This window comes from Neisseria zalophi (genome assembly GCF_008807015.1).
GTDB lineage: Bacteria > Pseudomonadota > Gammaproteobacteria > Burkholderiales > Neisseriaceae > Neisseria > Neisseria zalophi.
Window position 1 is genome coordinate 421,515 of sequence record NZ_CP031700.1, and the last position, 17,455, is coordinate 438,969.

Genomic DNA, 17,455 nt, shown 5'->3' on the forward strand with positions numbered 1-17,455 from the left:
ATCCGCCGCTTACAGGCCGGGCAGACAGCCGCCGCGCCATGCTTCAGGCATGCGGGGAGGAAAGTCCGGGCTCCGAAGAGCAGAATGCCGGCTAACGGCCGGGCGCAGTAATGCGACGGAAAGTGGAGCAGAAAGCAAAACCGCCGATGGCCGTCTGAAAAGGCGGCACAGGTAAGGGTGAAAAGGTGCGGTAAGAGCGCACCGTGCACTTGGTAACAAGACGCAGCAGGCTAAACCCCATTCGGAGCAAGACCAAACAGAACACGATAACGCTGCTCGCCGAGTGTTCGGGTAGGTTGCTGGAGTGCATCAGCAATGGTGTGCCTAGAGGAATGGCTGTCCAACGACAGAACCCGGCTTATCGCCCGACCTGTATGATTGTTTTAAAAATAGGCCGTCTGAAAATGTTTTCAGACGGCCTATTTCATTATATTGGCTCTGCTAAGGTTGAAACATCAGGATTTAAACGCAGGCTTTCAAGCACGCTTTCACCAAGTCTGGCCCTTGATAAATCAAGCCGCTGTATAGCTGAACGGCGGTTGCGCCCAAACGCATTTTTTCTACGGCATCTTCGCCGCTGCCAATTCCGCCAACCCCGATAATCGGCAGCTTGCCTGCAAGATCATGAGCAAGTTGCGCCAACACACGGTTGCTTTTTTCCCGCACCGGTTCACCACTCAAACCACCTTGTTCTTGCGCCAACGGATGTGCGCCTAAGATGGTTTTATCAATGGTGGTATTGGTGGCAATCACCGCATCCATTTCGGTTTGTACCGCTACTTCGGCAATGTCGGCAATTTGGTTGTCTTCCAAATCCGGCGCGATTTTCACCGCCAGCGGCACATAATGGCCAGCTGCGGCGGCAAGCTGTTGCTGTTTGTCTTTTAATTTGCCCAATAATGCCGCCAATTCGTTGCCGCCTTGTAAGTCGCGCAGGTTTTTGGTGTTGGGCGAGGAAATATTCACGGTGATATAGCTGGCGTGGGGATAGGCTTTTTCCAAGCAAATCAGATAATCATCTGCCGCCCGTTCTATCGGGGTGTCGGCATTTTTACCGATATTGATACCGAGAATGCCTTGATAGCGGCTTTGGGTAATGTTGCGGATCATGGCGTCGATACCGTGATTATTAAAGCCCATGCGGTTGATAATCGCTTTGTGTTCGGGCAGGCGGAATAAGCGCGGCTGCGGATTGCCGCTTTGCGGGCGCGGGGTCACGGTGCCGACTTCGATAAATCCGAAACCGAGTGCCGCCAGCGCATCAATATATTCGCCGTTTTTATCCAAACCGGCCGCCAGCCCGACCGGATTGGGCAGGGTAAGCCCCATCAGTTGCACGGGGTGGGTTTGCGGGCTGACTTTAGGCAATACACCTAAACGGTAAGCATAATTTAAGCTGTGTAATGCTAGGTAATGCGATTTTTCAGGGTCTGCTTTAAATAATAAAGGGCGGATAAATGAATACATAAGAAGTTTCACGGCCAGTTTTGTTTTGATGTGATTATTTTACCTGAAGGTAAAGTTTTTCGTGAAAGTTTCTATCAGGCATTGGTATGGGCTGAACAGATGACAATCCAACATAATGATAGGGTCATTAAAAGTTAATTCATTTAAATAAAAATGATATATAAATATTTTATATAGGAAAATTAATTTTTGATGTAGTGAAAAGAAATATGATAGTGCCAATGAATACTGATAAAGTGTAAAAAATGCAACAGTTTCTTGCAAATTAAGGTATTGCAAAAAAATAATATGTAATTTGGAAATATTCAATATTCATAAATAAACAAATATAATATTTCATATATTAAATTAAATTAAACTGTATTTTTTGTAATGACAAATAATTAATTTAATCAAAATAGTTTATTTTAAAATTTTATTAAATTAATGTAAATTATATATTTAAAATCGTTATTAAAATGTAAAGGTAAATCTTTTTATTATTTTAACTTTTATTATAATAAAAAATTATTTATAAAAATTTATCAAATTTACTGTTAATCAAAATTTTTAATTGTTAAATTTTACTTTGGTCTGATGCGGTAAAGTTATATGATGAATCAAGAAAGGCGGTATAGAAAGAATTTTAGTGAGACCTAAGGTAACTTTTCTTTAATTGTATTATCGTAGGTGCTACTTGTTTTTAACTATTTAACCGCATCTAAAATTCTATTTAACTTTTTATTTAACTGTATCGTAAATCGGCTTTGTGGTTATACCGAGATACTGGCTTGTGCCATTGGGGCAAATGTCTTTAATTAATAGGCTGGAACGATACCCTTTATGTGGAGAAGATCATGAACCAAAACATAAAAACTGCCTGCAAAAAATCCAAGCAGCAAATTATTGCTGCTTCAGTTGCCGCTGTTTTATTGGGATTTGCCGCCCAAGCTCAAGCTGAGATGGTTGGGCCTTATTTAGGTATTAAATCAACCCCGGGTGGTGTTGCCGGTAACGCTAATGGTGAAGGTGCAAAAGGGCGCTATTCAATTGCGGCCGGTATTAATGCCGAGGCAACCGATCAAGGCTCGATTGCTGTGGGTACTAATACCCAGTCTACTAAAAATGGCTCAATTGCCATCGGCCCTATATCAAAATCTACCGGTGTGTCATCTACTGCGGTAGGTAATTTGTCGCAAGCGGTAAACAATGCCGATACTGCAGTCGGCCGTCAGGCATTGGCAAGCGGTGGTTCAAGCACTGCTCTGGGTCAAAATGCTAAGGCTACCAACAACTATAGTATTGCCGTTGGTTCGGATGCTAAAGGTGAAGGCCGCTTGTCTACTTCAATCGGTACCCGTTCACAAGCTAGCGGACAATCTTCTATTGCTTTAGGTACATCTGCCCAATCTACTCAAATCGCTTCAACCAGTATCGGTGCCGGTTCGAAAGCTACTGCAGTAGCTGCAACCGCATTGGGTAACAGTGCAAAAGCGACCGGTGCCGCAGCAATTGCGCTCGGACGTAATGCCAACGCTTCTTCTGCAAACAGTATTGCTCAAGGTACCGGTGCGCAAGCGACTGCATTGAATGCCGTTGCTATCGGTACAGGTGCAAATGCATCTCATCCTGGCTCTGTTGCTTTGGGTAGTGCTTCCAGAACAGCTGCTCCTGTTGGTACGAATACTGCAACTGTTGGCGGTTTGACTTATGGTGGCTTTGCCGGTACAGCTCCGGTTGGTACGGTTAGTGTCGGTTCTGCCGGTGCGGAACGTACGGTAACTAATGTTGCAGCTGGTCGTATTACTGCAACCAGCACCGATGCAATTAATGGTAGCCAACTGTACCGTGTGGCTGAGCAAGTGAATAAAAATGCCGGTGATATTACCAATATCAACAACAAGATTACCAATATCGGTGGCAATGTAGATGCATTGAGAAACCGTGTTGATGATATGGATAAAGACTTACGTGCCGGTATTGCCGGAGCGACTGCTATCGGTTTCTTACAACGTCCGAATGAGCCGGGTAAGAGCTTGGTATCTGCTGCAGTTGGCGGCTATAAAGACGAACAGGCATTTGCATTCGGATATGCCCATAATTCGGATAACAATAAATGGTCGACTAAGTTTGGTGTTGGCTTAAATACCCGTAAAGATGTTAACTGGGGTGCCAGCCTGGGCTACCAGTGGTAATAACTGCTGAGGCCGTCTGAAATACAGGCGGCCTGTTGAGAACAGAATAATTGAAAGGAAATATAATGAAACTGTCTGCAATGATTTTACCCGTAGTCGCCGCTTTTGCCTTAGCTGCTTGTGGTAATTTAAGCAAAGTAAGTAAAGAGGGTATGACCGATAACCCGGTATGGCCCAATCCTGAAAAAACTACATTCCGCCACAGTGGTTCACAACATGGTTCATGGCCGAATTGGGATAATGTACGCCAAATCGAAGCCGGTATGAACAAAGATCAAATCTACAACCTGATTGGTCGTCCGCACTTTAACGAAGGCCAATATTTTGTACGTGAGTGGGATTATTTGTTTAATTACCGTGAAGATGGCGAGCATAAAACTTGCCAATACAAAATCTTATTTGATAAAAACATGAATGCGCAAAGCTTCTTCTGGTTGCCGGAAGGTTGCGGCCCGCGTGAAAAAGAGCCGGTACGTGAAGTGATTATCCGTGAAGTGGAAACTTCTCCGAAACGTATTCGTCAATAAGCTTGATGATGAAAAAACAGATTTTGGTCAGCATGTTGCTCGGTCTGACTATGGTTGCACAGGCCGGCAATATTGATCAGTTTAAAAAACGTAAAGCAACGGTTTATCTGGATAAAGCAGAAATGTGTTTGGAAGATAACCGTTGCTACCCCGTGCTCATCGGAAAGACAACGCCGAAAGGTGTATTCGACTTAAATATTGTCAAAACCCATCATCGTGGTTATGGCGGTGATGTGATGAAATTTAAGGAGGAGGGTAATTTTATGTTTGCTGTTCATCGGGTATGGACGTTAAAACCTGAGGAGCGGCGGATGGAAAGAATTGCTTCTTCACGGGTGAAAGACCGGATCATGACCAATGGCTGTATTAATGTGACCAATGATGTATATGAGCAGCTGAAGGCTTATTTTGTATTGGAAGTGGTTTAATACTGCTGATAAGCTGATAAGGCCGTCTGAAAATTATTTCAGACGGCCTTATTTTTGGTTTGGTTGATAATGGTTGTATTGTTTTTCTGAGATGGATCTAGGATGAGATTAGAAGGTAGTTTGATATATTGGCGACCGTATTGGTGCAGCCTAAATGGGATTATGCTTAAACCGTGTGTAAATAGTGTTTGTTTGGTTGGAATTAATCAAAAATGGGTAAGTAAGATTTAACCTTATTTGGTTAAATATGAGCGGCTTAAATAAAAATGGGGCGGATAATATCCGCCCCATTTTGTACTTTATGCTATTAACCTATCATTGATAGCATAGTGCTTTATCCGTTTACCAAATATCTGATTTGAAACGGCGTTTCAATACGGGATGTTCTGAAAGTTTGAATACAGGCTCTTTGCCCATTTTCAATTTGCCGTTGTAGTCTTTCAGTAGCAGGAAAACCAGCGGGCTGAGTGCCAAAATTGCAATCAGATTGATTAAAGCCATAATGCCCATGGATAAGTCGGCCATATCCCAAACCAGTGGTACGCTGTTTACGGCACCGAAGTAAACCATAAACAATACACACATACGGAAGATAGTTAACAGCAGCCAGTGGCTGTTGATAAATTGGATATTGGATTCCGCATAAGCATAATTGCCGATAACGGTTGAGAAGGCAAATAAGAAGAGAACAACGGCTAAGAAATCCGCACCCCATGCGCCAACGTGGTTCACAATAGCTGCTTGGGTGAGTTGTACACCGGTTAAGTCACCCGTGTTGAAGTCGGCGAGCAATACAACAAAGGCAGTACAAGAACACACAATAATCGTATCGACAAACACGCCCAACATTTGAATCACGCCTTGTGATACAGGGTGTTTTACATCTGCCGCCGCTGCCGCGTTCGGTGCAGAACCTTGGCCGGCTTCATTGGAATATAAGCTGCGTTTGATACCATTCATCATTGCTGCAGAAATGGCACCAAATAAGCCACCACCGGCTGCTTTCAGTTCGAATGCAGAGCCAAAAATCATACCGAATACGCGGGGCACTTCAGAGATATTCATAATAATCACATAAAAAGCCAGCAGCAGGTAGATGGTTGCCATAGCAGGAACGATAGCTTCTGCCACACGCGAAACACGACGGATACCACCGAAAATAATCGGTGCGGTTAAAATCACCAAACCGACACCTACCGCGTGTTTGTTCCAGCCCCAAGCCACTTCGGTTGCGGCAACAATAGAGTTGGATTGGACAGCGTTAAAAACCAAACCAAAACAGAAAATCAAGCTTAAGGCAAACAGTATGCCCGCCCATCTTTGTTTGAGACCTTGGCTGATGTAATAAGCAGGGCCGCCACGGAAATGGCCGTTTTTGTGGTCACGGATTTTAAACAATTGAGCTAATGAAGACTCGGCAAAGGCAGAACTCATACCGATTAAAGCAGTAACCCACATCCAGAAAACCGCGCCGGGGCCGCCGAGTGTAATGGCAATGGCCACACCGCCGATATTACCCACGCCCACACGGCTGGCAAGGCCTGTTACAAAGGCTTGAAACGGCGTGATTCCGTGCGGATCATCGCCTGCTTGGCGTCCGCCCAGCATTTCTTTAATACTGCGGGCAAACAGTCTGAATTGAACAAAGCCGGTAGCCAGCGTAAAAAATAAACCGGTGCCGAGCAATAGAAAAATCAGCCACTCCCACAAAGGTCCACTCACGCTATTAATATATTCGTGAAATTTTGATATATCCATAATCACCACTATTCTTGAGTTGAGTTAGTGTATTTTCGGCATTAAGTAGACAAAATGATGTCAAATAAAGCCTTTCGGAAAAGGCATTCTAATATAGCCTTAACAAATAGTGTAGGAATTTACGTAAGAAAATAACAAAATTTAATATTGATAATATATATGATGATGGGAGGCAATTAATTGTATTGTATGTATTTAGGGGGTGTACGGAGAATAAAGCAGGAAGTTTGGATAATAATTATTGAAATGATATTACAATAGAATATTGTATTTCATTTTTGAGTGTTCAAGAAAAAAGGCCGCTAGGTGAACGACCTTTTTTTAAATCTAAAGCCTTAAAAGTATTTCTATTTTAGACGGCTGCTTATTCTTGCATGGTTTGCTTATGATTGGCAGCAACACGCATATAATGTTCGGCGGAATAAACCAAAAAAGCTTTTTCTTCATCACTCAGCGGGCGCACTTGTTTCACTGGAGAACCAACATAAAGAAACCCGCTTTGCAGGCGTTTGCGAGGTGGTATCAAACTGCCTGCGCCAATCATCACATCGTCTTCAATCACCACATCGTCCAGAATAATCGTACCCATGCCGACCAATACGCGGTTGCCAATAGTGCAGCCGTGCAGCATAACTTTATGGCCGATAGTCACATCTTCACCTATCACTAATGGCGAGCCTTCCGGCTTTTCGGGTGTTTTGTGTGAAACGTGGACCATACTTAAATCTTGTACATTACTACGCGCGCCAATCGTAATGCTGTTGACGTCGCCGCGTAATACGGCAAACGGCCAAATAGAGACATTTTCGGCTAAAGATACTTCCCCGATAACGGTAGAAACAGGGTCGATATAGCAGCTTTCGTGAATCTGGGGATAATGTTTGAGGTAGGGGCGGATGTTCACTTTATTTCTCCGTTATTTTGTTTATTAAAATATGCCGTTTCAGACGGCCTGCAATTTCATTTTAAAATTGATTGGTTATACAAAATAAGCAAGCCTGAAAAAGCTTGCTTGGGTTTTATTGTATAGCAAAGTGGTTGAATGATTCCACTGATAAGGTTTATGTTGCCATATCAGGCCGGAAGTAGATTGGATATGAGGCCGTCTGAATATTTTGGAAACCCTATAGCAATATAAAATGCCGCCCCCGATAGCGTTTTCTGTCGGGGCGGCATAGGCTTGCTGCCGCTATTCTTTTTTAACGTAAATTCAAGATACGCTATCAGAGCGCGGCATCGGCAATTTTTAAAATCGGTTTTAAAGTCACGCCGCTATGGCTGTCTGCCACTGCTTGGTTAATGTCTTTAAAATCATAATATTTGACTAATTTGTCAAATGGGAAATCGCCTTTGAGGTAAAGATCGACCAAGTCGGCAATAAATTTTTTCGGTGTTGTTCTGGCTTGAACGTTACCAATAATGCTTTTGCCGTAAATCAATAAGTCGTTAACATCAAATTCAGCCGGGGTGCCCATAGGCGGTGCGCCGACTACTGCAATTTTCCCTAAACGGCCTAATGCATTGACGCCTTGGGTAAGTATGGCCGGAATGCCGGTGGTTTCAAGGGCAAATTTAACCCCGCCGCCGGTAATCTCTCTAATGGCTTCAACCGGATCTTGTTTTTTACTGTTGATAACATGTGTTGCCCCTAACTCTTTGGCAAGCTCTAGGCGCGAGTCGACAATATCAACGGCAATAATGGTGGATGCGCCCAGTAGTTTTGCGCCCAATAATCCGCTTAAACCGACGGAACCTGCACCCCAAACGGCAAAGCTGCTGGCGGGTGTTACTTCCAACGCATTCATCACAGTGCCGGCGCCGGTTTGGATACCGCAGCCTAATGGGCCGAGCAATTCGATAGGTGCATTGTCTGGAACTTTGATGGCATTGCTTTCGCGGGCGATGGCCAAAGTGGCAAAAGAAGATTGTGAGAAGAAGTGGTCGTTAATCGGGTTGTTTTGCTCGTCAAAAATAGCATGGCTGCCATCTGTGTCGCAACCGCCGAAGTTTCGCTCATAAGACTCGACACAGAAAGGTTGTTTACCGGTGTAGCATTCTTCGCAATGTCCGCAATAACCGTAGGTCAGAATCACATGATCACCTACCTTGAGATCCTTCACTTCGCTGCCTACAGCTTGGACAATACCGGCACCTTCATGACCTAATACTACCGGCAATGGCACAGGATAATATTGGTTGCGCGCGCTGACATCCGTATGGCAAATACCTGTTGCTACTATTTTGACCAATACTTCGTCGCCTTTAGGTTGGCGTATTTTTAGAGACCGAATTTCAAAATCAGCTCCTTTCCCTGACACAACAGCGGCTTTCATGTCTAACAAGTCGGTAGGGTTGGCTGATGTATTTTGGTGATGATTATGTGTATTCATTTTTGATACTCCTTATCGGGTTATACGCCATGAGTAGTTAGGATAACTAAACTTTAATTGACAATATAAATTATATTCTATATTAATGGGTTAAGGCGAAAATTTAGTTTAAGGGACAGTTAAGGCGATGTGGTATATTATTGTTGTTGGATATTTGTTTGTAACCATATTATTTTCTGCCGCCCAGCCGAGCATTCCAAGGGCACTGATTTATTTTGTATTTTGGTCGGTATTGCCCAGTCTGTTTACTTTTTGGGCCGTAAAGATTTGGCGGCGCAATCGGCGAATGAAGCGGCATGAGCAACAGATAAACCGAAATAAGGCCGGCTAACCTCTTTTCAGACGGCCGTTTCCCTTATATAATTCTACGGTTTCCCTTCGTTGGGAAAGCATTTTTATAAATCAACGCTCGCACTCTGCGCGAAAGGGTGCCTGCCAAGCAGCAGGTTCTATGCGACGGAGTGTATGCTTTAACCCTTTTATCAAGGAAATTTTATGTCTCAAGTTACTATGCGCCAAATGCTGGAAGCAGGCGTTCACTTTGGTCACCAAACCCGTTACTGGAACCCGAAAATGGCTCAATACATTTTCGGTGCACGCAATAAAATCCATATCATCAACTTGGAAAAAACTTTGCCGATGTTCCAAGAGGCGCAAGAAGCCGTCCGCCGCTTGGTAGCCAATAAAGGTACTGTATTGTTTGTTGGCACCAAACGCCAAGCCCGCGAAATTATCCGCGAAGAAGCCACCCGTGCCGGTATGCCTTTTGTTGATCACCGTTGGTTGGGCGGTATGCTGACTAACTACAAAACAGTGAAACAGTCTATCAAGCGCTTGGAAGAAAAAACAGCGGCTTTGGAAAATGCTGCCGAGAGTGGTTACAGCAAAAAAGAAATTCTGGAAATGCAACGTGATGTTGAAAAACTGGAACGCTCTTTAGGCGGTATTAAAAACATGAAAGGCCTGCCGGATGCAATTTTTGTTATCGATACCGGCTATCAAAAAGGTACTTTGGTTGAAGCTGAAAAATTAGGTATTCCTGTGATTGCTGTGGTGGATAGCAACAACAGCTTCGACGGTGTGAAATATATCATTCCGGGTAACGATGACTCAGCAAAAGCCATCCGTCTGTATTGCCGCGGTATTGCTGATGCCGTATTGGAAGGTAAAAACCAAGCTATTCAAGAAACCGTAGCAGCTGCCCAAGCTGCCGCTGAATAAGGCTTGGATTCAAAGGGGCTTGTTAGCCCCTTCGTTAAATCATAACAGGCCGTCTGAAAGCTGAAATGTATAAACAGATTCAAGCGGTCTTACAGATTTTCAGACACGGCAAAACCGTGTTCCCCAATTTCTAGGAGAGTTAAAATGGCAGAAATTACTGCAAAAATGGTTGCCGATCTGCGCGCCGCTACCGGTTTGGGTATGATGGAGTGTAAAAAAGCTTTGGTTGAAGCTGAAGGCAGCATTGAGAAAGCTGAAGAAATTCTGCGTATTAAATCCGGTGCCAAAGCAGGTAAATTGGCCGGCCGTACTGCTGCCGAAGGTGTATTGGCTTATGTGATCGAAGGCAATGTTGGTGCTTTGGTTGAAGTAAACTGCGAAACCGATTTTGTGGCAAAAGATGCCGGCTTCGTGGCCTTTGCTAACTCCGTAGCAAAAACTGCTGCTGAGAAAAAACCGGCTACACTTGAAGAGTTGAGCGCATTGGTAGAAGAAGAGCGTAAAGCCATTATCGCTAAATTAGGCGAAAACATGTCTGTACGCCGTTTTCAAGTCATTGAAACAGCCAATAGCCTGACTGCTTATATTCATGGTGCTTTAGCTACCGAAGGCGTATTGGTAGAGTTCAAAGGTTCTGAAGATGTTGCGCGTAAAGTCGGTATGCACATTGTTGCCGCTAAACCGCAGTGTGTTTCTGATAGCGAAGTGGATGCGGAAACTATCGAAAAAGAACGTCATATCTATACACAACAAGCTATCGAATCTGGTAAGCCTGCTGAAATCGCTGCCAAAATGGTAGAAGGCCGTATCAAAAAATTCTTGGCTGAAATCACTTTGAATGGTCAGTCTTTTGTGATGAATCCTGATCAAACTGTGGCTCAGTTCTTAAAAGAAAACAATACCGAAGTTTTATCTTTCGTTCGTTATAAAGTGGGCGACGGTATTGAGAAGAAAGAAGTGGATTACGCTGCCGAAGTGGCTGCTGCCGCTAAGGTATAAGCTATGATTTGAAAAAAGCACTCGGATTCAATTGAATCAGGGTGCTTTTTTTTGAGAACTTTTTTTGAAAAGGTTGACCTACGAATAAGCGTTGCCAATATGTAGTGAATATACTTTATCGCTGTTAAAAATAAACCGGATGATTTAAAAAGTTATTTAGCAAAATGATTATAGTTGCCATCGTTGGGCGTTTCACTCTGTGTTATCCTGATTATGAAACTATTAAACCGCCACATCAAAAACTTGTAAATATATAGACTGTCTGAAAGATAAAGTTTTCAGACGGCCTCTTTTCTACCAATCTGAAGAAAGTAAGGTATCTCATGACACAGAAAACCAAATACAACCGTGTTTTATTGAAATTATCCGGTGAAGCCCTAATGGGGAAAGACGCTTTTGGTATTAACCGTGAAACCATTATGCAGATTGTCGGCCAAGTAAAAGAAGTTGTTGATATGGGTGTTCAAGTTGCTGTTGTGATTGGCGGCGGTAATATTTTCCGTGGTGTTGCCACGCAGGCCAAAGGTATGGATCGTGCAACTGCCGATTATATGGGCATGATGGCTACGGTGATGAATGCGCTGGCGTTGAAAGATGCTTTTGAATCGTTGGGTCTTAAAGCACGGGTGCAATCCGCTTTGAGTATGCAACAGATTGCCGAAACCTATGCCCGTCCGAAAGCGATTCAATATCTTGAAGAGGGTAAAGTGGTGATTTTTGCCGCCGGTACGGGCAATCCGTTTTTCACAACCGATACGGCCGCTTCTTTGCGCGGCGCGGAAATGAATTGCGATATTATGCTGAAGGCAACCAATGTCGATGGTGTTTATACTGCCGATCCGAAAAAAGATCCGACTGCAACACGTTATCAAACGATTACTTTTGACGAAGCCATCAGTAAAAATTTACGGGTGATGGATGCCACTGCTTTTGCGCTGTGCCGCGAGCAAAACCTGAATATCGTGGTTTTCGGGATTGCCAAAGAGGGTGCACTTAAACGAGTGATTGCCGGTGAGGATGAAGGCACTTTGGTACATTGTTAAGATATAAGATAGATAATCTTGAAAGGCCGTCTGAAAATCTTTCAGACGGCCTTTTGTTAAGGCTTATATTGGTTAGAAGAAAAAGTATCGTAATGATATGTTTAAAGTAATGTAGTTTTGTATTTCCATTCTCTCTATATTTGAAAATAAAAGCTTTATAGGTATTTCCTATATTTATTAAAAAGCCATATTATATTGATTTAGAGCTTTTGTTTTCGAATGGGTAAACTTGTCGGAAACGCCTAAGCACGGTACTATGAATAGTTATTCTTTAATGCAGGCCGTCTGAAAAAACGGTTTTTAGGGGCTTGTGTATTTATTTAATTGATTTTAATCGTTTTGAAAGTATTGATGATGATTAACGACATTCAAAAAACTGCCGACGGCAAAATGCAACGGTCACTTGAAGTATTGCGTGAAAACTTAGCCAAAGTCCGTACCGGACGTGCTCATACGGGTTTGCTGGACCAAGTTGAAGTAGAGTATTACGGCAGCCCGGTTCCTGTGAGTCAGGTAGCTAATGTGACTTTGTTGGATGCACGCACGATTGGTGTGAAAGTTTATGAAAGCAATATGGCAGCTGCCGTTGAGAAAGCCATTCGCGATTCAAACCTCGGGCTGAATCCGGCGGCAATGGGCGATGTGATACGTGTACCGATGCCGATGCTGACCGAAGAGCGCCGTAAAGATTTGATTAAAGTGGTGCGTTCAGAAGCGGAAGAAGGGCGTGTGGCTATCCGTAATGTGCGTCGTGATGCCAATAATGATTTCAAACGGTTGCTGAAAGATAAAGAAATTTCTGAAGATGATGCTCGCCGTGGTGAAGAACAGATTCAAAAATTGACTGATAAATATATTGGTGAAGTCGATAAAATGCTGGCTGCAAAAGAAGAAGACTTAATGGCGATCTGATCTTATTGACCAGATATGATCAAGCACCCCGTATCGGCTTTGGACAGCCGATACGGATATGGAATGATACAGTAGCAGTATTTTCTGTCTCAAATAGCCAGAGGAAAGTTGCCGGTGAGGGAGTAAACATGACAAGCAGTACCCAAACGATTTTGGAATATACGCGGATTCCACGCCATATCGCTGTGATTATGGATGGTAACGGCCGTTGGGCCAAAAAGCGTTTTTTACCGCGCGTTATCGGCCATAAACGTGGGTTGGATGCGCTTGAAAATATGGTTAGGAATTGTGCGGAGTTGGGTGTGCAATATCTGACGGTGTTTGCTTTTTCTACCGAAAACTGGCGTCGCCCTGAAGATGAAGTATCTTTTCTGATGGGTTTATTTGCACAGGCTTTGCAAAAGCAGGTGTACCGTTTGCACGAAAATAATATGCGCGTCAAAGTAATTGGTAATCGCAGCCGTTTTAATGAAGTGATTTATCGTGGTATTGAAGAAGCTGAAGCTTTAACAGCAGGTAATACAGGATTAACACTTACCATCGCTGTGGATTATGGTGGCAGGTGGGATATTTTACAGGCAGTGAATAGCTTGATTAAGCAAGGCGAAACAGAGATTAATGAAGAAATGTTGGCTGGTAGTCTGATGTCGTCGTATGCGCCTGAACCTGATTTATTTATCCGCACCGGCGGCGAAACCCGCATTAGTAATTTCTTATTGTGGCAAATGGCTTATGCCGAGCTTTATTTTACCGATACTTTATGGCCGGATTTTGACAAGGATGCACTGAATACGGCTATCGAATCTTTTCAAATGCGGGAAAGACGTTTCGGGCGGACATCCGAGCAGCTGCCTGTTGAACAGCAGAGAGATGGGGCATCATGTTGAAACAAAGGGTGATTACGGCTTTAATTCTGTTGCCTATTATGCTGGGTATGCTGTATCAGGCTTCAGACGGCCTGTGGGCAATATTCTGCGGGTTGATTGCATTATTGGTTTTGTGGGAATACGGCCGCCTCTGCGGTATGGCTAAAACACAAAATCATCATTTTTTGGCGGCAACAGCTGTATTCGGTATCACAGCTTATGCCGGCGATTGGATGTTGCCGACCATTTCTTGGCTGATGGTGTTGGCTTTTTGGTTTGTTATCATGCCGCTATGGCTGTATAAAAAGTGGACGCTCAAGCCCGACTGGAAGGCTTATGTGACAGGATTGATGTTGGCGCTGCCGTTTTGGTTTGCGCTAACCGGGTTACGCCCTGATGGCGAGTCTGCGTCTTCTCTGTTGGCTATTATGGGCTTGGTTTGGGTGGCTGATATTTTTGCTTATTTCTTTGGCAAGGCTTTCGGTAAACGTAAGTTGGCGCCGTCTATCAGTCCGGGTAAAAGTTGGGAAGGTGCTATTGGTGGTGCCGCTTGTGTGACTGTTTATATGCTTTGGGTATGGTCTGCCGGTTGGCTGGCGTTTGATGTATCGTGGCCGGGAGCAATATTAATCGGTTGGGTATTGACGGCGGTGAGTATCGGCGGTGATTTATTGGAAAGCTGGTTCAAACGCTCTGCCAATGTGAAAGACAGCAGCCATCTTTTGCCCGGTCACGGCGGCGTATTCGACCGTGTGGATAGTTTGATTGCTGTTTTAAGTGTTTATGCGGCTATTATGGCGATATTGGGGTAACCCCTTTTTTGTTATGTATACAACTATTGTTGTTTGGCTGTTGCATTAGAATTCATGACGTATTCCTCAAGGGACAGGTATATTTCAGACGGCCTGGTATATTATTAAAAGAACACAAACATGACTCAACAAGTATTAACCATCTTAGGCAGTACGGGCAGTATAGGCGAGAGTACGTTGGATGTGGTTGCCCGCCATCCTGAGAAATTTCGTATTTTTGCGTTGGCCGGTAATAAGCAGATACAAAAACTGGCAGAGCAGTGTAAACGGTTTAATCCGCAGTTTGCCGTCGTCGCCGATGCGGAACATGCCGCCGCACTTGAACAATTGTTGGAATCTGCCGATTGTCGTACCGAAGTGCTTTATGGCGTTCAATCTTTATCAGATGTTGCTTCTGCCGATGAAGTCACCGGCGTGATGGCAGCAATTGTTGGTGCAGCAGGGTTGCCTTCGGCATTGGCAGCAGCCCAAAAAGGGAAAACTATTTATTTGGCTAATAAAGAAACATTGGTGATTTCCGGTGCGTTATTTATGGAAACCGCCCATGCCAATGGTGCCAGAATATTGCCGATAGACAGCGAGCATAATGCTATTTACCAAGTGTTGCCCCGAGATTATGCGGGCGGCTTGGATCAGCATGGTATCGAGTCGATTATTTTAACCGCATCGGGCGGCCCGTTTTTGGATACCGATTTAAACGAATTTAATCACATCACCCCGGCTCAGGCGGTCAAACACCCGAATTGGTCTATGGGGCAGAAGATTTCCGTTGATTCGGCTACGATGATGAACAAAGGTTTGGAGCTCATTGAAGCGCATTGGCTGTTTCATTGCCCGCCTGAAAAACTCGAAGTTACCATTCACCCGCAAAGCGTGATTCACAGTATGGTACGTTATCGCGACGGTTCGGTATTGGCGCAGATGGGTAATCCCGATATGCGCACGCCTATTGCGTATTGTTTGGGTTTGCCGGATCGCATTGAGTCGGGCGTGCCCGCATTGGATTTCGGTACTTTATCGGCTTTAACTTTCCGCCAGCCCGACTTTCAACGTTTCCCCTGTTTGAAACTGGCCTATGATGCCATGAAATCGGGCGGCGGCGCGCCGTGTGTGCTGAATGCGGCCAATGAGGAAGCCGTTGCGGCTTTTTTAAGCGGCCGTATCCGTTTTACCGATATTGCCCGTGTCGTCGCACATTGCTTGGAACAAGGCTTTTCAGACGGCTTTAGTGATATTGAAAACTTGCTGGAGCAGGATAAGCAGGCACGCGCTCAGGCGCAAAAAGGCATTGCTGCCTTGGCAGGAAAATAATAGAAAATATATAGGATAGATAAAGTTCTGTAATCTTTGTAGAAATATATTTGGAACAGGGGTTTCTTTCGATAAAATACAGGCCATTGTGACAGAATCATTATCGAGCATAGATTGTTGGATATAGGATAACTGTCCGGTTTGTTGCTAATAGGCCGTCTGAAAAACGGTATCACTCATTATAGGGAATCAGTAGGAAATTTATGTTAACTACCATATTGGCTTTTATTGCCGCTATTTTGATTTTGGTCAGCCTGCACGAGTTTGGCCATTACTTGGTCGCCCGTTTGTGCGGCGTTAAAGTGGTTCGTTTTTCTGTGGGTTTTGGTAAGCCGTTTTTCAAAAAGAAACGCGGTGATACCGAATGGTGCTTGGCGCCGATACCGTTGGGCGGTTATGTAAAAATGGTCGATACCCGTGAGGGTAGTGTCGCTGAGGAAGACTTGCCTTACGCATTTGATAAACAACATCCGGCCAAGCGGATTGCCATTGTGGTGGCAGGCCCCTTAACCAATTTGATTTTAGCGGTTTTATTGTATGGCCTGAGTTTCTCGCTCGGCGTGACCGAGTTGCGCCCGTTTGTCGGCACTGTCGAACCGGCCAGTATTGCAGCCCGTGCCGGATTTGTTCCGGGTGATAAAATCCTGTCGGTTAACGGCAAGCCGGTAAGCGATTGGGCGGATGCACGTAATGAAATGGTGTTGAATTTAGAGTCGAGCGAAGTTAAGGTTGCCGTTCAGACGGCCTCCGGTCAAACCGCTGCACGAAACATCAATATTGCGGGCACGCCGGAAGCGGATCAGGTTATTAAGCAACAAGGCTATATCGGCTTAATGCCTTGGAAAATTACCAATACGCTCGGCGAAGTTGTGGCCGGCAGTCCTGCCGATAAAGCAGGCTTAAAAGCAGGCGACACCTTGTTGGCGGCAGACGGACGCGCCATTCACAGTTGGTCGGAGTGGGCGGTACTGTTCCGTAACAGCCCGGGTAAAAAATTGAATATAGAATACAGTCGCGACGGACAGGTTGCCGAAACGCAGGTGCGCCCGAATTCTGAAGAGTTGCCCGATGGTGCTTTGATAGGTAAAGTAGGTGTGGCACCCAGTGATGATAAGGCGTGGCATGAGACTATTACCCATCACTATACCCCTTCTATCGGTGAAGCTTTTCAGATGGGATGGAACAAAACTGTTAATTATTCTGTCATGACAGTAAAATTCTTTGGTAAGCTGGTGACAGGGCAAGCTTCTTTAAGCCATATTTCAGGTCCGGTGACCATTGCCGATATCGCCGGCAAAACTGCGGCACATGGTTTTCAAAGCTATGTAGAATTTCTTGCTTTGGTTAGTATCAGCTTAGGAATCATGAATTTATTACCTGTTCCTGTTTTGGATGGCGGCCATTTGGTGTATTATGCCGCCGAATGGATACGCGGAAAACCGCTGAGTGAGCGTATACAAGCTATTGGCTTGCGATTTGGTCTCGCTGTAATGCTGCTGATGATGATGGTGGCTTTCTTTAACGATATAACCCGTTTGTTTGGATAA

Annotated in this window: 16 protein-coding genes and 1 other RNA gene; 13 read left to right on the forward strand and 4 right to left on the reverse strand. The window is 44.5% G+C overall.

Annotated elements, in window-relative coordinates:
* The first annotated feature begins 12 nt into the window (after window positions 1-12).
* Window positions 13-377, forward strand: an RNA gene (gene rnpB, locus D0T92_RS01900) — RNase P RNA component class A.
* Window positions 378-462: 85 nt separating this feature from the next.
* On the opposite strand, the gene D0T92_RS01905 is transcribed toward rnpB, so the two are convergent.
* On the reverse strand, window positions 463-1,467 hold the full coding sequence (locus D0T92_RS01905; protein ID WP_151052935.1) for a quinone-dependent dihydroorotate dehydrogenase: 1,005 nt from the start codon (window positions 1,465-1,467) through the stop codon (window positions 463-465).
* Window positions 1,468-2,303: 836 nt separating this feature from the next.
* Here D0T92_RS01905 and D0T92_RS01910 point away from each other — a divergent pair.
* The 3 genes from D0T92_RS01910 (at window position 2,304) to D0T92_RS01920 (ending at window position 4,596) form a co-directional block, all read left to right on the forward strand.
* Window positions 2,304-3,641 carry a YadA family autotransporter adhesin gene (locus D0T92_RS01910; RefSeq protein ID WP_151049705.1) on the forward strand — a complete coding sequence of 446 codons (1,338 nt, stop codon included), beginning with the start codon at window positions 2,304-2,306 and terminating at the stop codon, window positions 3,639-3,641.
* 65 nt (window positions 3,642-3,706) lie between these two features.
* Complete coding sequence (locus D0T92_RS01915) at window positions 3,707-4,168, forward strand: outer membrane protein assembly factor BamE (protein ID WP_151049707.1); 462 nt, start codon at window positions 3,707-3,709, stop codon at window positions 4,166-4,168.
* Window positions 4,169-4,173: 5 nt separating this feature from the next.
* On the forward strand, window positions 4,174-4,596 hold the full coding sequence (locus tag D0T92_RS01920; RefSeq protein WP_151049709.1) for a murein L,D-transpeptidase: 423 nt from the start codon (window positions 4,174-4,176) through the stop codon (window positions 4,594-4,596).
* A 342-nt stretch (window positions 4,597-4,938) separates the two neighbouring features.
* Here D0T92_RS01920 and D0T92_RS01925 read toward each other — a convergent pair whose 3' ends face one another.
* From D0T92_RS01925 to D0T92_RS01935, 3 genes are all read right to left on the reverse strand, one after another.
* On the reverse strand, window positions 4,939-6,354 hold the full coding sequence (locus tag D0T92_RS01925; protein ID WP_151049711.1) for an alanine/glycine:cation symporter family protein: 1,416 nt from the start codon (window positions 6,352-6,354) through the stop codon (window positions 4,939-4,941).
* Between the two features lie 364 nt (window positions 6,355-6,718).
* The gene (locus D0T92_RS01930) at window positions 6,719-7,258 is read right to left on the reverse strand and encodes a gamma carbonic anhydrase family protein (RefSeq protein WP_151049713.1); all 540 of its coding nucleotides are present in this window, start codon (window positions 7,256-7,258) and stop codon (window positions 6,719-6,721) included.
* Between the two features lie 319 nt (window positions 7,259-7,577).
* Window positions 7,578-8,744 carry an NAD(P)-dependent alcohol dehydrogenase gene (locus D0T92_RS01935; RefSeq protein WP_151049716.1) on the reverse strand — a complete coding sequence of 389 codons (1,167 nt, stop codon included), beginning with the start codon at window positions 8,742-8,744 and terminating at the stop codon, window positions 7,578-7,580.
* A 127-nt stretch (window positions 8,745-8,871) separates the two neighbouring features.
* Here D0T92_RS01935 and D0T92_RS01940 point away from each other — a divergent pair, with 127 nt between their 5' ends.
* The 9 genes from D0T92_RS01940 (at window position 8,872) to rseP (ending at window position 17,455) form a co-directional block, all read left to right on the forward strand.
* On the forward strand, window positions 8,872-9,075 hold the full coding sequence (locus tag D0T92_RS01940; RefSeq protein WP_151049718.1) for a hypothetical protein: 204 nt from the start codon (window positions 8,872-8,874) through the stop codon (window positions 9,073-9,075).
* A 164-nt stretch (window positions 9,076-9,239) separates the two neighbouring features.
* Window positions 9,240-9,965 carry a 30S ribosomal protein S2 gene (rpsB, locus tag D0T92_RS01945; protein ID WP_151049720.1) on the forward strand — a complete coding sequence of 242 codons (726 nt, stop codon included), beginning with the start codon at window positions 9,240-9,242 and terminating at the stop codon, window positions 9,963-9,965.
* A gap of 144 nt (window positions 9,966-10,109) precedes the next feature.
* Complete coding sequence (tsf, locus tag D0T92_RS01950) at window positions 10,110-10,964, forward strand: translation elongation factor Ts (protein WP_151049723.1); 855 nt, start codon at window positions 10,110-10,112, stop codon at window positions 10,962-10,964.
* A 323-nt stretch (window positions 10,965-11,287) separates the two neighbouring features.
* Window positions 11,288-12,007, forward strand: coding sequence for a UMP kinase (gene pyrH, locus D0T92_RS01955; RefSeq protein WP_151049725.1), 720 nt, complete (start codon window positions 11,288-11,290; stop codon window positions 12,005-12,007).
* A 354-nt stretch (window positions 12,008-12,361) separates the two neighbouring features.
* Window positions 12,362-12,919 carry a ribosome recycling factor gene (gene frr / locus D0T92_RS01960; RefSeq protein WP_151052936.1) on the forward strand — a complete coding sequence of 186 codons (558 nt, stop codon included), beginning with the start codon at window positions 12,362-12,364 and terminating at the stop codon, window positions 12,917-12,919.
* Between the two features lie 128 nt (window positions 12,920-13,047).
* Window positions 13,048-13,806, forward strand: a complete 759-nt coding sequence (locus D0T92_RS01965) for an isoprenyl transferase (protein WP_151049727.1) — start codon at window positions 13,048-13,050, stop codon at window positions 13,804-13,806.
* The gene (locus D0T92_RS01970) at window positions 13,800-14,597 is read left to right on the forward strand and encodes a phosphatidate cytidylyltransferase (protein ID WP_151049729.1); all 798 of its coding nucleotides are present in this window, start codon (window positions 13,800-13,802) and stop codon (window positions 14,595-14,597) included. Before D0T92_RS01965 ends, D0T92_RS01970 begins: the two co-directional genes overlap by 7 nt.
* A 120-nt stretch (window positions 14,598-14,717) precedes the next feature.
* Entirely contained in the window at window positions 14,718-15,908 is a 1,191-nt protein-coding gene (gene ispC / locus D0T92_RS01975) for a 1-deoxy-D-xylulose-5-phosphate reductoisomerase (RefSeq protein ID WP_151049731.1), read from the forward strand.
* A 203-nt stretch (window positions 15,909-16,111) separates the two neighbouring features.
* On the forward strand, window positions 16,112-17,455 hold the full coding sequence (gene rseP, locus D0T92_RS01980) for an RIP metalloprotease RseP (RefSeq protein WP_151049733.1): 1,344 nt from the start codon (window positions 16,112-16,114) through the stop codon (window positions 17,453-17,455).

Bases quoted from the DNA above. Each gene is read 5' to 3' on its own strand.
- D0T92_RS01905 (WP_151052935.1), bottom strand. From the start codon at position 1,467: ATGTATTCATTTATCCGCCCTTTATTATTTAAAGCAGACCCTGAAAAA.
- D0T92_RS01910 (WP_151049705.1), top strand. From the start codon at position 2,304: ATGAACCAAAACATAAAAACTGCCTGCAAAAAATCCAAGCAGCAAATT.
- D0T92_RS01915 (WP_151049707.1), top strand. From the start codon at position 3,707: ATGAAACTGTCTGCAATGATTTTACCCGTAGTCGCCGCTTTTGCCTTA.
- D0T92_RS01920 (WP_151049709.1), top strand. From the start codon at position 4,174: ATGATGAAAAAACAGATTTTGGTCAGCATGTTGCTCGGTCTGACTATG.
- D0T92_RS01925 (WP_151049711.1), bottom strand. From the start codon at position 6,354: ATGGATATATCAAAATTTCACGAATATATTAATAGCGTGAGTGGACCT.
- D0T92_RS01935 (WP_151049716.1), bottom strand. From the start codon at position 8,744: ATGAATACACATAATCATCACCAAAATACATCAGCCAACCCTACCGAC.
- D0T92_RS01940 (WP_151049718.1), top strand. From the start codon at position 8,872: ATGTGGTATATTATTGTTGTTGGATATTTGTTTGTAACCATATTATTT.
- rpsB (WP_151049720.1), top strand. From the start codon at position 9,240: ATGTCTCAAGTTACTATGCGCCAAATGCTGGAAGCAGGCGTTCACTTT.
- tsf (WP_151049723.1), top strand. From the start codon at position 10,110: ATGGCAGAAATTACTGCAAAAATGGTTGCCGATCTGCGCGCCGCTACC.
- pyrH (WP_151049725.1), top strand. From the start codon at position 11,288: ATGACACAGAAAACCAAATACAACCGTGTTTTATTGAAATTATCCGGT.
- frr (WP_151052936.1), top strand. From the start codon at position 12,362: ATGATTAACGACATTCAAAAAACTGCCGACGGCAAAATGCAACGGTCA.
- D0T92_RS01965 (WP_151049727.1), top strand. From the start codon at position 13,048: ATGACAAGCAGTACCCAAACGATTTTGGAATATACGCGGATTCCACGC.
- D0T92_RS01970 (WP_151049729.1), top strand. From the start codon at position 13,800: ATGTTGAAACAAAGGGTGATTACGGCTTTAATTCTGTTGCCTATTATG.
- ispC (WP_151049731.1), top strand. From the start codon at position 14,718: ATGACTCAACAAGTATTAACCATCTTAGGCAGTACGGGCAGTATAGGC.
- rseP (WP_151049733.1), top strand. From the start codon at position 16,112: ATGTTAACTACCATATTGGCTTTTATTGCCGCTATTTTGATTTTGGTC.